The 16,153-nt window shown below is 54.7% G+C and carries 13 protein-coding genes, 2 tRNA genes and 1 pseudogene; 1 reads left to right on the top strand and 15 read right to left on the bottom strand.

Going from position 1 to position 16,153, the window contains the following annotated elements; genetic code table 11:
- Positions 1-45: 45 nt before the first annotated feature.
- Positions 46-271, bottom strand: a pseudogene (locus AC2CF9_RS10200) (ubiquinone anaerobic biosynthesis accessory factor UbiT); the annotation flags it as partial.
- 338 nt (positions 272-609) lie between these two features.
- Here AC2CF9_RS10200 and AC2CF9_RS10205 point away from each other — a divergent pair.
- Positions 610-1,620, top strand: a complete 1,011-nt coding sequence (locus tag AC2CF9_RS10205) for a luciferase-like monooxygenase (RefSeq protein WP_039382294.1) — start codon at positions 610-612, stop codon at positions 1,618-1,620.
- A gap of 69 nt (positions 1,621-1,689) precedes the next feature.
- Here the strand turns inward: AC2CF9_RS10205 and AC2CF9_RS10210 are convergent, their stop codons facing one another.
- From AC2CF9_RS10210 to glmM, 14 genes are all read right to left on the bottom strand, one after another.
- A complete protein-coding gene (locus AC2CF9_RS10210; RefSeq protein ID WP_484556894.1) occupies positions 1,690-3,585 on the bottom strand; it encodes a DEAD/DEAH family ATP-dependent RNA helicase in 1,896 nt (631 codons plus the stop codon).
- A 16-nt stretch (positions 3,586-3,601) separates the two neighbouring features.
- A complete protein-coding gene (yrbN, locus tag AC2CF9_RS10215; RefSeq protein WP_100229640.1) occupies positions 3,602-3,658 on the bottom strand; it encodes a protein YrbN in 57 nt (18 codons plus the stop codon).
- 105 nt (positions 3,659-3,763) lie between these two features.
- Positions 3,764-4,648 carry a lipoprotein NlpI gene (gene nlpI / locus AC2CF9_RS10220; protein ID WP_039382290.1) on the bottom strand — a complete coding sequence of 295 codons (885 nt, stop codon included), beginning with the start codon at positions 4,646-4,648 and terminating at the stop codon, positions 3,764-3,766.
- A gap of 185 nt (positions 4,649-4,833) precedes the next feature.
- On the bottom strand, positions 4,834-6,966 hold the full coding sequence (gene pnp / locus AC2CF9_RS10225; RefSeq protein WP_039382288.1) for a polyribonucleotide nucleotidyltransferase: 2,133 nt from the start codon (positions 6,964-6,966) through the stop codon (positions 4,834-4,836).
- Between the two features lie 307 nt (positions 6,967-7,273).
- A complete protein-coding gene (rpsO, locus tag AC2CF9_RS10230) occupies positions 7,274-7,543 on the bottom strand; it encodes a 30S ribosomal protein S15 (RefSeq protein ID WP_010615981.1) in 270 nt (89 codons plus the stop codon).
- 134 nt (positions 7,544-7,677) lie between these two features.
- Positions 7,678-8,622 (bottom strand): tRNA pseudouridine(55) synthase TruB, encoded by a 945-nt coding sequence (gene truB / locus AC2CF9_RS10235; protein ID WP_484556895.1) that lies wholly within the window; start codon positions 8,620-8,622, stop codon positions 7,678-7,680.
- Positions 8,622-9,029 (bottom strand): 30S ribosome-binding factor RbfA, encoded by a 408-nt coding sequence (gene rbfA, locus AC2CF9_RS10240; protein ID WP_039382283.1) that lies wholly within the window; start codon positions 9,027-9,029, stop codon positions 8,622-8,624. The genes truB and rbfA overlap by 1 nt, the downstream gene beginning before the upstream one ends.
- 66 nt (positions 9,030-9,095) lie before the next feature.
- Entirely contained in the window at positions 9,096-11,792 is a 2,697-nt protein-coding gene (gene infB / locus AC2CF9_RS10245) for a translation initiation factor IF-2 (RefSeq protein ID WP_150018268.1), read from the bottom strand.
- Positions 11,793-11,809: 17 nt separating this feature from the next.
- On the bottom strand, positions 11,810-13,297 hold the full coding sequence (nusA, locus tag AC2CF9_RS10250; protein WP_039382278.1) for a transcription termination factor NusA: 1,488 nt from the start codon (positions 13,295-13,297) through the stop codon (positions 11,810-11,812).
- A gap of 24 nt (positions 13,298-13,321) precedes the next feature.
- Positions 13,322-13,774: a ribosome maturation factor RimP gene (gene rimP / locus AC2CF9_RS10255; protein WP_039382276.1), complete on the bottom strand. Its 453-nt coding sequence runs from the start codon at positions 13,772-13,774 to the stop codon at positions 13,322-13,324.
- Between the two features lie 213 nt (positions 13,775-13,987).
- Positions 13,988-14,064, bottom strand: a tRNA-Met gene (locus tag AC2CF9_RS10260).
- A gap of 59 nt (positions 14,065-14,123) precedes the next feature.
- Positions 14,124-14,210: transfer RNA gene (locus AC2CF9_RS10265), tRNA-Leu, on the bottom strand.
- A gap of 53 nt (positions 14,211-14,263) precedes the next feature.
- Positions 14,264-14,599 (bottom strand): preprotein translocase subunit SecG, encoded by a 336-nt coding sequence (gene secG / locus AC2CF9_RS10270; protein WP_039382274.1) that lies wholly within the window; start codon positions 14,597-14,599, stop codon positions 14,264-14,266.
- 216 nt (positions 14,600-14,815) lie between these two features.
- Positions 14,816-16,150 (bottom strand): phosphoglucosamine mutase, encoded by a 1,335-nt coding sequence (gene glmM, locus AC2CF9_RS10275; RefSeq protein WP_150018267.1) that lies wholly within the window; start codon positions 16,148-16,150, stop codon positions 14,816-14,818.
- Positions 16,151-16,153 lie beyond the last annotated feature (3 nt).

Here is a 16,153-nt window from a genome sequence, read left to right on the forward strand (position 1 = left end):
GCGTGACGCATAAGCCTGCGCCTTCTGTTTCCCTTCTGCCTTAGCCCGAGCAGCTACCAGCAGCAAGTCGTTGGCTTCGCCGCGAAACCCGGCATCTGCTTCGGCGTCGCGTGAAACGGTCAGACGCCTCCTGCAGCGTGGCGATGCGGCAAAACTGACTCGCAGCCATCCGATCGCCCAGGCCGCGCCCTTGCAGAAAGTCTAACTCACCTTCAGCGAAAACATGACGAAATTGCGCGTTTAAGAGTTGTTGCAAAAGAGTTTTTTCCATCTCCGCACCCGCTTTGACCGTAATATACGCCTAATCAGCAGACTTTTTCCCCTAACCGGCGGCGTACGGTCGCGAACGGTGTGGCTCTGCATATTTATAACAGGCTATCAATTATGTCATCTCTGTGGCGCAGTGCTCCCTGCTGAGATCAACAAGGCTGCTATTACGCGTCAGGAAAAAGGCGCAGCGGCAGGAGTCTGCCTTCCGGAAAAATGGTTAATAAAGGCACAATCCGGCTATATCACTCCCCTTAATAGCAGTTTTAATATGGGTAATGTTGCGTAATACTTATGGCAGCAGGCTGCTCAACGCCTGCGCCATCATTTGCTGGAGTACTCATGTCTGAGAAAAAACCTGTTCGCCTGTCCGTGCTGGATCTGGCCCCTATTCCGCAAGGCGCGTCTGCACGCGACGCCTTTCACCATTCACTGGCGCTGGCGCGTCAGGCGGAAGCGCTGGGTTTCCACCGCTACTGGCTCGCTGAGCATCACAACATGACCGGTATTGCCAGCGCGGCGACCTCGGTGCTGATCGGGTATCTCGCGGCAAATACCGAAACCCTGCGGCTTGGATCCGGCGGGATTATGCTGCCTAACCATGCGCCGTTGGTGATTGCCGAGCAGTTCGGCACCCTGGAGTCGCTCTACCCTGGTCGCATCGATCTCGGGCTGGGCCGTGCCCCGGGTTCTGACCAGCGCACGATGATGGCGCTGCGTCGTCATCTCTCCAGCGCCCAGGCCGACAGCTTCCCGGAAGATGTTGCTGAGCTGCTGCGCTGGTTTGATGCTGAAGAAGGTGAGCATCATCCGGTACAGCCGGTACCGGGCCTCGGCCTGAAAATTCCGGTGTGGCTGCTCGGCTCAAGCCTTTACAGCGCTCAGCTGGCGGCGAAGCTCGGCCTGCCGTTTGCCTTCGCCTCGCACTTCGCCCCGGATCTGCTGCTGCAGGCGCTGCATCTGTATCGGGAGAAGTTCCAGCCTTCGGCGCGCCTGGCTAAGCCATACGCTATGGTCTGTGTGAATATCGTGGCGGCAGAGAGTGAGCGCGACGCGCGCTTCCTGTTTACCTCCATGCAGCAGCAGTTTATCAACCTGCGCCGCGGTAAACCGGGTCCGCTGCCTGCGCCGGTGGAAAATATGGATAGCCTCTGGTCGCCGTCAGAGCAGTATGGCGTGCAGCAGGCGCTGAGCATGTCGATTGTGGGTGACAGCGAAAAGGTGCGTCACGGTCTGGCAGCGTTGCAGCGTGAAACGCAGGCGGATGAGATCATGGTCAATGGTCAGATCTTCGATCCCAAAGCGCGGCTGCGCTCGTTTGCGCTGGCGATGGAAGCTGCTGGCACGCTGTAGCGGTTGAGTAAAAGAGATAAAAAAAGGGACGCCATGCGGCGTCCCTTTTTATTGCTTAATGTTTAGCTATCAGGCATCACGACGACGTGAAGTACTTTCATCGCGACGTGGGCCACGGCCCGCTTCACGGCTAAAGCGTCCGCCTTCGCGGCCACCTTCACGACGCTCGGAGAAGCGACGCGGTGCGCCTTCGCCACGTGGTGCATCACCACGCGGTGCGCTGCTGCGACGCTCGCCACCGAAATCACGACCGCCGCTGCGGCGCTCAGTACGCTCGTGTGGCTGTGCATCACCCAGCAGCTGCATATTCATCGGCTTGTTCAGAATACGCGTGCGCGTGAAGTGCTGCAGAACTTCACCCGGCATGCCTTTTGGCAGTTCGATGGTGGAGTGCGTGCCAAACAGCTTGATGTTACCAATGTAGCGGCTGCTGATATCGCCTTCGTTAGCGATAGCACCCACAATGTGGCGAACTTCAACGCCGTCATCGCGGCCCACTTCAATGCGATAGAGCTGCATGTCGCCAACGTCACGACGCTCACGACGCTCACGACGTGGACGATCGCCGTCACGGCTGTCGCGGTCACGACGCGGACGATCGGCACGGTCATCACGATCGCGGAACTCGCGACGCTGCGGACGCGGTGCGTCAGCTGGCACGATCAGTGGACGTTCACCCTGAGCCATTTTCAGCAGGGCAGCCGCCAGCGTTTCGATATCCAGCTCTTCTTCCGGCTGCATTTTGCTCAGCAGCGCGCGATACTGATCCAGATCGCTGCTTTCCAGCTGCTGCTGTACTTTTGCTGCGAATTTAGCCAGACGACGCTCACCCAGCAGCTCTGCGTTTGGCAGCTCTACTTCCGGAATAGTCAGCTTCATGGTGCGTTCAATGTTACGCAGCAGACGACGCTCGCGGTTCTCAACGAACAGCAGCGCACGGCCAGCGCGGCCCGCACGACCGGTACGGCCGATACGGTGAACATAAGACTCCGCATCCATCGGGATATCGTAGTTAACAACCAGGCTGATACGCTCAACGTCCAGACCGCGCGCCGCAACGTCGGTTGCAATCAGGATATCAAGACGGCCATCTTTCAGGCGCTCCAGCGTCTGCTCACGCAGTGCCTGGTTCATGTCGCCGTTCAGCGCGGCACTGTTGTAGCCACTGCGCTCTAATGCTTCAGCCACTTCCAGCGTTGCGTTTTTGGTACGCACGAAAATGATGGCTGCATCGAAGTCTTCTGCTTCCAGGAAACGCACCAGCGCTTCAGTTTTACGGCCGTAAGCGGTCCAGTAAGACTGTGAAATATCCGGGCGCGTGGTCACGCTTGACTGGATACGCACTTCCTGCGGATCTTTCATGAAGCGTTTGGTAATACGACGAATCGCTTCTGGCATAGTTGCAGAGAACAGTGCGGTCTGATGACCTTCCGGGATCTGCGCCATGATGGTTTCAACGTCTTCGATGAAGCCCATACGCAGCATTTCATCAGCTTCGTCCAGAACCAGACCACGCAGGTTAGAGAGGTCCAGAGTACCACGCTTCAGGTGGTCCAGCAGGCGGCCCGGGGTACCCACAACAATCTGTGGTCCCTGACGCAGGGCGCGCAGCTGTACGTCATAACGCTGGCCGCCATACAGGGCCACGACGTTGACGTTACGCATATGTTTAGAGAATTCTGTCATTGCTTCAGCCACCTGCACCGCCAGTTCGCGGGTCGGTGCCAGCACCAGGATCTGTGGTGCGCGGACAGAAGGATCAACGTTGTTTAACAGCGGCAGTGAGAACGCCGCGGTTTTACCACTACCGGTCTGCGCCATACCCAGAACATCGCGGCCCGCCAGCAGGTGAGGAATACACTCAGCCTGGATTGGGGAAGGCTTAACGTAGCCCATACCGTTCAGAGATTCGAGGATGTCGGCGTTCAGGCCCAGATCAGCAAAAGTGGTTTGAATATCAGTCATGTAGTACACGTGCCTCTTAGATTGCGGCGGCCAGTCTACATAACTCGTCGTGAAAATTTTCAGTCATTTTCATCAAAAAGTGTGAACCGGCTCAAATTAGAAGTTTTGACGAACAGAAAAGCCCTCACCTCTGGAGATGATGACTTTACAGGTACAACAGGCAATAAAAGTTCGTCAGCTATTGCTGGTCAGATTCTGATAAATCGTCTTGTGTCTGGCCAAGTTGCGCCAGTTCCAACAATGCGTATCGGTGTTCAACAAAGTTGTTAACGTTGTTAGACACCGCCAGTTTGAACAACGCTTTCGCGTCATCCTTCTCCCCCAGACTTAGGTAGTACTTACCTAAATAGAAGTTGGTTTCACTGAGATGTTCAGCGAGCGAGGTGTTATCCGTTGCGTCCGCCTTGAGACGTTCCATCAATGTTTTTTCACTGATGTCGCCCAGGTAGAACTCGACAATATTCCATCCCCATTGGTCCTTAGCCGCTTTGTCATAACGCTGTTTCAGCGCTACTTTAGCCTGGTCTTTATCTATCTCGCTTTCAGTGAGATAGAGCCAGAGGCTGCGGAACGGATCGTTAGGATCGTCTTGATAAAACGCCAGCAGATCATCTTGCGCTAACCTGTATCGACCACCGTAGTAGAGAGCGATACCGCGGTTTAAATGCGCATAATTGTAAGTTGGATCAAGCTCAAGTACAGAATCAAACGCTTCGTAGGCGGCATCAAAGTTGCCAGCCTGCGTTAAGTATATACCAAGATAGTTAAACACTTCTGGCATATCTGGTCTTATAGACAGCGCTTGCGAGAAATCGTTCCGCGCCAGTGCCCTCAGACCCAAACTATCATACAACACTCCGCGCTCATATAACAGCTGTGCGCGTTCATCGTCGGTCAGGGCCCGACTGGCAAGAATTTGTTCCATTCGCGCCAGAATGACCTCTTGCTGCAGTGTGGGCTGCAAAGGTACTGCCAGAACTTCGTTCTTACGCCAATTGGAGTTGCTGCATCCTGCCAGCGAAATAGCTGTCGCAACAATACACCAGCGCAAAAAAGGCTTCATTTCCCACTCCCGATACAAACATTGGGATAACCATCCTGTCATCCGCCTGCTATGCACAAGGGTTCCCGCCCTCGCGATGATACCCTGGCAGTGTCAACTTATCGGCACAGCGACCGTGAGTTGACGCTACCAGAGTATACAAACACCCCTTTCTGCCGGGCAGAAAGGGGCTAATCAGGACACGCTTATTCAGCGTCAGAAGCGTCCACAGCAGCAGCAGCTTCTGCCGGCTTCTGCTCAGTTGCCTCTTTGATGCTCAGACGTACGCGGCCCTGACGGTCAACTTCCATCACCTTAACCGGTACTTCCTGACCCATCTGCAGGTAATCGGTCACTTTCTCTACGCGCTTATCGGCGATCTGAGAAATATGAACCAGACCTTCTTTACCGCCACCGATAGCCACGAACGCACCGAAATCAACGATACGGGTAACTTTACCGGAGTAGATGCGGCCCACTTCGATCTCAGCGGTGATCTCTTCGATACGACGGATTGCTTCTTTCGCTTTCTGACCGTCGGTCGCAGCGATTTTTACAGTGCCGTCATCTTCGATTTCAATGGTAGTGCCGGTCTCTTCGGTCAGCGCACGGATTACCGAGCCGCCTTTACCAATCACATCTTTGATCTTGTCAGAGCTGATCTTGATGGTGTAAATACGCGGTGCGAACTCAGAGATTTCCTGACGCGGCGTGCTGATAGCCTGTTCCATGACGCTCAGGATATGCAGACGCGCACCTTTAGCCTGGTTCAGCGCAACCTGCATGATTTCGCGGGTGATGCCTTCGATTTTGATGTCCATCTGCAGCGCGGTAATACCCTCACGGCTACCTGCTACTTTGAAGTCCATATCGCCGAGGTGATCTTCATCGCCCAGGATGTCAGACAGCACGACAAACTTCTCATCTTCCTTCACCAGACCCATAGCAATACCGGCAACGGCTGCTTTGATCGGTACGCCTGCGTCCATCAGTGCCAGTGAAGCACCGCAAACGGAAGCCATAGAAGAAGAACCGTTTGATTCAGTGATTTCTGATACAACGCGTACGGTGTACGGGAACTCTTCCTGCTTAGGCATAACTGCCAGCACGCCGCGCTTCGCCAGGCGACCGTGACCAATTTCACGACGCTTCGGTGAGCCAACCATGCCGGTTTCGCCCACTGAGTATGGAGGGAAGTTGTAGTGGAACAGGAAGCTGTCGGTACGCTCGCCCATCAGCTCATCCAGGTTCTGCGCATCGCGTGCGGTACCCAGCGTGGCAGCAACCAGCGCCTGCGTTTCACCACGGGTGAACAGCGCAGAGCCGTGCGTACGTGGCAGTACGCCAGTACGGACGTCCAGACCACGGATCATATCTTTTTCGCGACCATCGATACGCGGTTCGCCGCTCAGAATGCGGGTACGAACCACATTCTTTTCCAGGCTATGCACGATATCGCCGATTTCTGCATCATCCAGCGCAGCATCTTCAGCCAGCAGGGCAGCGATCGTCTCATCTTTGATCACGCCAACCTGTGCGTAACGCTCCTGCTTATCGGTGATGCGGTAAGCATCAGCGATGCGCGCTTCAGCCAGCGCGGCAACACGTGCAATCAGTGCATCGTTAGTCGCTTCTGGCTTCCAGTCCCAGCGCGGTTTGCCCGCTTCGGCAACCAGCGCGTTGATGTTTTCGATAACAACCTGCTGCTGGTCGTGGCCAAATACCACGGCGCCGAGCATCTGCTCTTCAGTCAGGATATCGGCTTCAGATTCAACCATCAGTACCGCGTTCTGGGTACCGGCAACCACCAGATCCAGACGTGACTGTTTGATCTCATCTGCGGTCGGGTTCAGCACATACTGGTCGTTGATGTAACCAACGCGAGCAGAACCGATTGGGCCGTTGAACGGAATACCAGACAGTGACAGCGCAGCAGAGGCGCCAATCATTGCCACGATGTCCGGGTTGACCTGAGGGTTAACAGAAACGACAGTGGCGATAACCTGCACTTCGTTAACGAAGCCTTCCGGGAACAGCGGGCGCACCGGGCGGTCAATCAGACGCGCAATCAGGGTTTCGCCTTCACTTGGACGGCCTTCGCGACGGAAGAAGCTGCCCGGGATACGACCAGCAGCGTAGGTACGCTCCTGATAGTTAACGGTCAGCGGGAAAAAGTCCTGGCCTGGTTTCGCTTTCTTCTGGCCAACAACGGTTACAAATACCGCTGTGTCATCCATGCTTACCATAACAGCCGCGGTAGCCTGACGTGCCATCATGCCGGTTTCCAGCGTGACGGTATGCTGACCATATTGGAATTTGCGTACGATCGGATTCAGCAAAATTAACATCCTTAAATTCAGGGCAGAGCCATTGCGGCTCGCCAGTGATAACCGATCTTTGTCGCATCCTCGCGACTAATGACAACCCTCAACCGCCCCTGCGGCAAAGCCTCTCATTAGCCGCGCGAACCTCTGCAAACAAAGATCACACTCAGCAACAATACATGAGTTTGGTCTGGATTGCTGCGGATTGCTCGAAAAAAGGGGCCTTAAAGGCCCCCTTTTCGCGAAACTCGCACAAATCTGATCGTCAGATGCGTTTTTTTGCATAGTGCATGCGCTACACCCCCGATCAGATTCTTCAGACTTAGCGACGCAGACCCAGGCTCTCGATCAGGCTGGTGTAGCGAGCAACGTCTTTACGCTTCAGGTAGTCCAGCAGCTTACGACGCTGGGATACCATGCGCAGCAGACCGCGACGGCTGTGGTGGTCTTTCTTGTGCTCAGAGAAGTGACCCTGCAGGTGGTTAATCTGAGCAGTCAGCAGAGCAACCTGAACTTCAGTTGAACCGCTGTCGTTAGCGCCACGACCATATTTAGCAACGATCTCTGCTTTAGCTTCTACGCTTAGAGACATAATAAACTCCAGTAAAAAAATGAATGTATGGGTGCCGATCTCTAATTCAGCAGCCCGCTTTTAAAGCCGCGCTATTCTACTCCGCGCCCGCAGGCAACGCAAATGCGCTGTTGCAGCAAAGATGAGCAGCACGGTTAGCCAGGAAACTCCACCACCAGCCGGCGTGGCGCTACCCGTCCATCGGCGGCGATTTCAGCCATGCCGATGAATTTTTGTGCCTCACCTTCCGTGACCCTTACCAGACCTGCTGCCGGCGTATCCGCCGCCTGGACCGGCATACCCTGCTTAAAGCTGGCGGCAACCGTAACGGGCAGATTGACCACCGGAAAATCTTCCGCCGGGCTGTCCATTGGCAGCAGCAGCGCATCAAGCGCGCTGTAGTCAGGCGTTTCAGCTGCGGTGGCTTCTGCTGCCACCGCCTGCAGCTGCTCCAGCGTCATCATTCGTGCAATCGGGTAGCGTGCGACCTGCAGGCGACGCAGCATAATGACATGCGCGCCACAGCCCAGCCTCTCACCCAGATCGTCGATGATGGTACGAATATAGGTGCCTTTGGAGACGTGGATCTCCAGCTCCAGCTCATCACCTTCATAGCGAATAAACTGCAGCTCAAATACGGTGATGGGTCGGGCTTCACGCGGCACGGTCACGCCTTCGCGCGCATACTCATAGAGCTTGCGACCCTGATATTTCAGCGCCGAGAACATGGTCGGCACCTGCATCGTATCACCGCAAAAACTCTCCAGCGCCGCATCCAGCTCAGGCTGGCTGAAGGTCACCGGACGGGTTTCCACAATGTTGCCATCTGCGTCTGAGGTATCGGTACGTTCGCCCAGCCGGGCGATAACGCGATAGCGCTTATCAGAGTCGAGCAGATACTGCGAAAACTTGGTGGCCTCGCCCATACAAATCGGCAGCATACCAGTGGCAAGGGGATCCAGCGCACCGGTATGACCCGCTTTGTTAGCATTAAACAGGCGCTTAACTTTTTGCAGCACATCATTGGACGACGCGCCCTGATGCTTATCCAGCAGGAAGACACCGTGTACGTCGCGGCCGCGACGACGAGGACGACTCATCAGTCCTCCTTGTCATCTTCCGCCGGGGTTTCACCGCGCCGTTCTGCATCGTTTCTGATCACGTTAGAGACCAGATTTGACATGCGCATTCCTTCAATCAGTGAGTTGTCATAGAAGAAGGTCAGCTCCGGCACAATGCGCAGACGCATCGCTTTACCCAGCAGAATACGGATGTAGCCTGACGCCTCTTTCAGCGCTTTCAGACCATTTTTTACCGCTTCTTCATCCTGATCGTTCAGGAAGGTCACAAATACTTTGGCATAGGCCAGATCGCGCGACACTTCAACGCCAGAGACCGTCACCATCATACCCAGACGCGGATCTTTGATTTCACGCTGCAGAATAATCGCGATCTCTTTTTGCAGCTCCTGAGAAACCCGCTGCGGGCGACCAAATTCTTTCGCCATAATGATATCTCCCAAATAATTCGGGAGGCCAGTGGCCTCCCAAATTGCAGTACATCGATAAGTGAATTATGCGATGGTGCGTTTAATTTCAATGACTTCGAACACTTCGATCATATCGCCAACGCGAACGTCGTTGTAGTTCTTCACACCGATACCACACTCCATGCCGTTACGCACTTCGTTGACGTCATCTTTGAAGCGACGCAGGGATTCCAGCTCGCCTTCATAGATAACCACGTTGTCGCGCAGGACACGGATTGGGTTGTGACGCTTGATGTTGCCTTCGGTAACCATACAGCCCGCGATCGCGCCAAATTTCGGTGATTTAAACACATCACGTACTTCGGCCAGACCGATGATCTGCTGTTTGAATTCCGGCGCCAGCATACCGCTCATCGCAGCTTTTACTTCGTCAATCAGATTATAGATGACGGAGTAGTAACGCAGGTCGACGTTTTCAGCATCAATCACGCGACGCGCAGAAGCGTCAGCACGGACGTTAAAGCCGAGGATGATCGCATTGGAAGCGGCCGCCAGCGTAGCGTCGGTTTCGGTGATACCACCCACGCCAGAACCGATAATCTTCACCTTCACTTCGTCGGTGGAGAGTTTCAGCAGCGAATCGGAGATCGCTTCTACCGAGCCCTGTACGTCAGATTTCAGAACGATGTTCAGCTCAGAGACTTCGCCTTCAGTCATGTTCGCAAACATGTTTTCCAGCTTCGACTTCTGCTGACGCGCCAGTTTCACTTCGCGGAATTTACCCTGGCGATAGAGAGCAACTTCACGCGCTTTCTTCTCGTCACGGACCACGGTCGCTTCATCACCCGCTGCCGGCACGCCAGAGAGACCCAGGATCTCAACCGGAATTGATGGGCCTGCTTCCTGTACTTCGCGTCCCAGTTCGTCACGCATCGCACGTACGCGGCCATACTCGAAGCCACACAGTACGATATCGCCTTTGTTCAGCGTACCTTCACGTACCAGTACGGTAGCGACCGGACCACGACCTTTATCCAGGAAGGATTCGATAACCACACCGCTCGCCATACCTTCACGAATAGCGGTCAGCTCAAGCACTTCCGCCTGCAGCAGAATGGCGTTCAGCAGATCGTCAATACCGGTACCCGCTTTCGCAGAAACGTTGACGAACATGTTTTCGCCGCCCCACTCTTCCGGAATGATGCCGTACTGAGTCAGCTCGTTCTTCACGCGATCCGGATCGGCTTCTGGTTTATCGCACTTGTTCACTGCAACCACAACCGGTACGCCGGCCGCTTTTGCGTGTTGAATCGCTTCGACGGTCTGTGGCATTACGCCATCATCCGCAGCTACGACCAGGATAACGATATCCGTTGCCTGCGCACCGCGAGCACGCATAGCGGTAAACGCGGCGTGTCCCGGGGTATCCAGGAAGGTGACCATGCCGTTTTCGGTTTCAACGTGATAGGCACCGATATGCTGGGTAATACCACCCGCTTCGCCAGAGGCGACTTTCGTTGAGCGGATGTAATCCAGCAGGGAGGTTTTACCGTGGTCAACGTGACCCATGATGGTCACGACCGGCGCACGGCTCTCCTGCGCTGCATCAGTATCACGATCGTCCATTACCGCTTCTTCCAGCTCGTTCTCGCGGCGCAGGATCACTTTATGACCCATCTCTTCCGCGACCAGCTGTGCTGTTTCCTGGTCGATAACCTGGTTGATAGTCGCCATTGCGCCCATCTTCATCATCGCTTTAATGACCAGTGAACCTTTCACTGCCATCTTGTTCGCCAGTTCAGCTACGGTGATGGTTTCGCCGATAATCACGTCGCGGTTAACGGCCTGCGCTGGCTTGTTAAAGCCCTGCTGCAGTGCGCTAGGTTTGCGATGCTTACCGCCTTTACCGCCGCGAACCTGCGCACGCGCTTCTTCACGATCGGTTTTAGCTTCGGAGTGCTTGTTGCCTTTTTTGGCAGGACGCGTGGCTTTAGCAGTGGTGCGTGCACGTGCACGACCCGCTTCAACCTGACGATCGTTTTCGTCTTCTGCCTGACGGGCATGAGTTGAAGTTGTGACGTGATAGTCACCTTTATCTTCTTCCTCAGGTTTGTCCCACTCAGCGCCTTTCTCTTCTGCCAGGCGGCGTGCTTCTTCCGCTACGCGGCGTGCACTCTCTTCGAGCTTACGACGGGCTTCCTCTTCAGCTTTACGCTTCAGTTCAGCCGCTTCAGCTTCGCGACGGGCTTTATCAGACTGCGCAGCCTTGGTCACTTCATCGGTAGGTTGGTTTGTCACTTTATCTTTTTCCGCTGCTTCACGCTTAGCCTTGTCAGCGGCTTCGCGCCTGGCTTTATCTTCGGCTTCACGTTGCGCTTTTAATTCAGCCTCGCGACGGGCTTGTTCTTCCGCCTCGCGACGCGCCTGCTCTTCCGCTACGCGCTGTGCCTCAGCTTCCGCTTCCGCCTGAGCCTGCTGCTCAGCCTCTGCATCACCCTTCACATATGTGCGCTTTTTGCGAACTTCAATTTGCACCGATTTACTTTTACCCCCGGTGCCCGGAATATTCAAGGTGCTGCGCGTTTTGCGCTGCAACGTCAGTTTACCTGAACTGGTTTGACCGTGCTCACGGTTCAGGTGGGACAGTAAGGTCTCTTTCTCTTGCTGGGACACCGCGTCGTTTTCAGACTTAGGGATCCCCGCATCAGCAAATTGCTGTACCAGGCGATCGACCGGGGTCTGAATTTCGGCGGCCAGCGATTTTACGGTTACATCTGTCATGCTGTTCCTTCCTGTTATTACGCGTCATCGCCGAACCAGCAGATATTACGTGCAGCCATAATCAGCGCACCAGCCTTCTCATCATCCAGCCCTTCAATATCTGTCAGATCGTCAACACCTTGCTCAGCGAGATCTTCCAGCGTGCAAACGCCTTTTGACGCCAGGCGATAGGCCAGCGCACGATCCAGGCCTTCAAGATTCAGCAAGTCCTCAGCGGGCTCCTGATTACCAAGGCTTTCTTCTTTCGCTAATGCCAGGGTGGTTAACGCATTTTTGGCTCGTTCACGCAGGGCTTCAATGGTCTCTTCGTCGAGGCCGTCAATTTCCAGCAGCTCGTTCATTGGCACATAGGCCAGTTCTTCCAGCGAAGAGAAGCCCTCTTCCACCAGTATGGTGGCGAACTCTTCGTCGATGTCGAGATGTTTCGTGAACATATCGATTGCTGCGTGAGCTTCAGCCTGATGCTTAGCCTGCAGATCGTCGACGGTCATCACGTTCAGCTCCCAGCCGCTCAGCTGGGAAGCCAGACGCACGTTTTGGCCATTACGGCCGATCGCCTGAGCCAGATTACCGGCCTCAACAGCGATATCCATGGTGTGATTATCTTCATCCACCACGATTGACGCCACATCGGCAGGCGCCATGGCGTTAATTACAAACTGTGCCGGATTATCATCCCACAGCACGATATCGATACGCTCGCCGCCCAGTTCACTGGAAACAGCCTGCACGCGTGCGCCGCGCATACCGACGCAGGCACCTACCGGATCGATACGTTTATCGTTGGTTTTTACCGCAATTTTAGCGCGTGATCCCGGATCGCGGGCAGCCGCTTTAATTTCGATAACTTCTTCACCAATTTCCGGCACCTCGATGCGGAACAGTTCGATCAGCATTTCTGGTTTGGAACGGGTAACAAACAGCTGAGCACCACGCGCTTCAGGACGCACGGCATACAGCACGCCGCGAATACGGTCGCCCGGACGGAAGTTCTCACGCGGCAGCATATCTTCACGTACGATCACCGCCTCGGCGTTGCTGCCCAGGTCCAGCGTGATGTTGTCGCGATTCACTTTCTTCACCTGGCCGGTGATGATGTCGCCTTGCTGCTCGCGGAACTGATCCACAACCATTGCGCGTTCAGCTTCGCGTACTTTCTGAACAATAACCTGCTTCGCAGTCTGTGTGGTGATACGGTCAAAGGTGACAGATTCAATCTGATCTTCAACGTAATCGCCCAGATTGAGCGCTTCATCTTCGAAGCGAGCGGCGTCCAGCGTGATTTCACGCGTAGGCTGAGTAACTTCATCAACGATTACCCAACGACGGAACGTGTCGAAATCGCCGCTGCGACGATCAATACTGACGCGCACGTCGATCTCCTGCTCATACTTCTTTTTGGTCGCAGTGGCCAAAGCGCTCTCCAGCGCTTCGAAGATTTTCTCACGCGGCAGAGCTTTTTCATTAGAAACGGCTTCTACTACAGCTAAGATTTCTTTATTCATCCTGGTTAGCCTCAATCCGGACTTTTAAAAGTGGGGGACCAGGTTCGCTTTCTGAATATTGCTCAGTGCGAACACTTCATCGTTGCCCTCGACGGTCACTGTGATCATCTCGCCTTCCACCGACTTGATGATGCCCTGCCATTTGCGACGGTTCTGTACCGCCATCCGCAGGACCAGGCTGACTTCCTCACCCGCAAAGCGCGCATAGTGTTCTGCAGTGAAGAGTGGACGATCGAGACCCGGCGAGGAAACTTCAAGGTTGTAAGCCACCGTAATCGGATCTTCCACATCCATCACAGCGCTCACCTGGTGGCTAACATCGGCGCAATCATCAACATTGATACCCTCTTCGCTATCAATATAGATGCGCAAGGTTGATGTGCGACCACGAACGAATTCAATACCGACCAGTTCGTAGCCAAGCGCTTCTACCGGAGCAGAGATCAACTCTGTCAATTTTTGCTCTAATGTGGACAAGCCCACCCCCAAGACATAAAAAAAGGGCCTAAAGCCCAGTGTTACGATTTCCTGATAACAAAAAACCCCGAAAAATCGGGGCTTTTTATGACTGGACCCTGTATGCCGCAGCGCGGCTTCGGCGCACAATCCAGAAGAATTTTTTTCAAAAACTCACTGATAGTGCGTCCGTCGATGCATACAGTATATTTGAAAAAGAACTCTAAGGGAAAGTGGTTGCGGGGGCCGGATTTGAACCGACGACCTTCGGGTTATGAGCCCGACGAGCTACCAGGCTGCTCCACCCCGCGTCCGAAAACGTGGCGAATATTACGCCGATCTTGCGAAAATAGCAAGTTTTACTGAGAATTGGTACCGAGGACGGGACTTGAACCCGTAAGCCCTTTCGAGCACTACCACCTCAAGGTAGCGTGTCTACCAATTTCACCACCTCGGTACTGCACTGACTGCGACGATAGTATAGTCGCTTAAGCGTTGACGATTTACTGCTTACTGCGGGATATCATTGCCCGGGGTTGCCGGTTTAGCTGGCTGAGTCTGCTGTTCAGACTGAGCTGGCGCAGTGAGGTTTTCCCACTCGCTTCCTTTGGAAGTCTTATTGCTGTTCAGGTTACCCAGAATCAGACTGATAATGAAGAACAGGGAAGCCAGTATCGCGGTCATACGTGTCATAAAGTTACCTGACCCATTTGAACCAAACAGCGTACCGGAAGCGCCTGCACCAAATGAGGCTCCCATATCAGCGCCTTTGCCTTGCTGCAGCATGATCAGACCAACCAGGCCAATCGCCACAATAAGGAAAACAACTAACAGAGCTTCGTACATAATCAACCTGTTTCCTTGCGCGTAACCGCACAGTTAAAGCTTCAACCAATACAGACGGGTAGTCTCGTCATTACCCATCAGAAGCGGGTGTGAATACTAACCAAAGGCGCCTGGCTCTGCAAGCGCAATTTTAGCCATAAAATTCAATTGCAGAAAAAAGCGCCAGCATGATGATTTACCAGGCGAAAAGGCACCCCGCCTGCCGCCTGGCCGGGTTTAAACTGCTTTTACCGCGGCGGCAATATTATGCGCCAGCGCGCTTACCTGCGCTTCATCTTCGCCTTCCACCATCACGCGGATCAGCGGCTCCGTACCTGATTTACGCAGCAGTACCCGCCCGCGTCCTGCCAGCGCCTGCTCCGCTTCGGCAGCCGCAGCTTTAACGCTTTCACTCTCCAGCGGGTCGTGGCTGCCGGTAAAGCGCACGTTAACCAGGATTTGCGGCAGCATTTTCATGCCGCTGCACAGATCGTGCAGACTCATGTGGTTACGCACTATGGCAGTAAGCACTTGCAAACTTGCTACAATTCCATCGCCGGTACTGATTTTATCCAGCAGAATAACGTGCCCGGAGTTCTCAGCTCCCATGCGCCAGCCTTTCTCCTGCATCTTTTCCAGTACGTAGCGGTCGCCCACTTTGGCACGGGTGAACGGAATGCCCAGCTGTTTCAGGGCCAGCTCCAGCCCCATGTTACTCATCAGCGTCCCGACCACGCCACCGCGTAGCTGCCCCTGACGCAGCGCTTCGCGCGCAATGATGTAGAGGATCTGGTCGCCATCCACTTTCTGTCCCAGATGATCCACCATCATAATGCGATCGCCATCTCCGTCATAGGCGAGACCAAGGTTGGCCTGCTCTTCCAGGACGCGCTGCTGCAGCTGACGCAGGTCGGTTGCCCCGCACTCCTTATTGATGTTCATGCCGTCCGGCTGCACGCCAATCGCGATGACCTGCGCACCCAGCTCACGCAGCACGTTAGGGGCAATGTGATAGGTGGCACCATTGGCGCAATCGACCACAATTTTCAGACCGTTGAGACTCAGCTCGCCGGGGAAAGTGCCTTTACAGAATTCGATATAGCGGCCGGCAGCATCCACGATACGGCTGGCACGCCCCAGTTCGGCAGACTCCACGCAGGTCAGCGGTTTTTCCAGCTCGCGCTCAATCGCTTCTTCCACATCATCCGGCAGCTTGGTGCCTTCGGCTGAGAAAAATTTAATGCCGTTATCATCAAACGGATTGTGAGAGGCGGAAATCACGATCCCCGCTTCCGCACGAAACGTTCGTGTCAGGTAGGCGATTGCCGGGGTTGGCATCGGTCCGGTAAACGCTGCCGAGAGGCCTGCTGCTGCCAGCCCCGCTTCGAGCGCCGACTCCAGCATATAGCCGGAAATGCGCGTGTCTTTGCCAATCAGTACTTTTCTTGAACCTGAACGCGCCAGCACTTTGCCTGCGGCAAACCCCAGCTTCAGTACAAAATCGGGCGTGATCGGCGCTTCGCCTACTTTGCCGCGAATGCCATCTGTACCAAAATATTTACGCTCACTCATGCC

Source organism: Pantoea sp. SYBGC1 (genome assembly GCF_057197005.1).

Bases quoted from the DNA above. Each gene is read 5' to 3' on its own strand.
- infB (WP_150018268.1), bottom strand. From the start codon at position 11,792: ATGACAGATGTAACCGTAAAATCGCTGGCCGCCGAAATTCAGACCCCG.
- secG (WP_039382274.1), bottom strand. From the start codon at position 14,599: ATGTACGAAGCTCTGTTAGTTGTTTTCCTTATTGTGGCGATTGGCCTG.
- rbfA (WP_039382283.1), bottom strand. From the start codon at position 9,029: ATGGCGAAAGAATTTGGTCGCCCGCAGCGGGTTTCTCAGGAGCTGCAA.
- nlpI (WP_039382290.1), bottom strand. From the start codon at position 4,648: ATGAAGCCTTTTTTGCGCTGGTGTATTGTTGCGACAGCTATTTCGCTG.
- truB (WP_484556895.1), bottom strand. From the start codon at position 8,622: ATGAGTCGTCCTCGTCGTCGCGGCCGCGACGTACACGGTGTCTTCCTG.
- glmM (WP_150018267.1), bottom strand. From the start codon at position 16,150: ATGAGTGAGCGTAAATATTTTGGTACAGATGGCATTCGCGGCAAAGTA.
- AC2CF9_RS10210 (WP_484556894.1), bottom strand. From the start codon at position 3,585: ATGACTGATATTCAAACCACTTTTGCTGATCTGGGCCTGAACGCCGAC.
- nusA (WP_039382278.1), bottom strand. From the start codon at position 13,297: ATGAATAAAGAAATCTTAGCTGTAGTAGAAGCCGTTTCTAATGAAAAA.
- rpsO (WP_010615981.1), bottom strand. From the start codon at position 7,543: ATGTCTCTAAGCGTAGAAGCTAAAGCAGAGATCGTTGCTAAATATGGT.
- AC2CF9_RS10205 (WP_039382294.1), top strand. From the start codon at position 610: ATGTCTGAGAAAAAACCTGTTCGCCTGTCCGTGCTGGATCTGGCCCCT.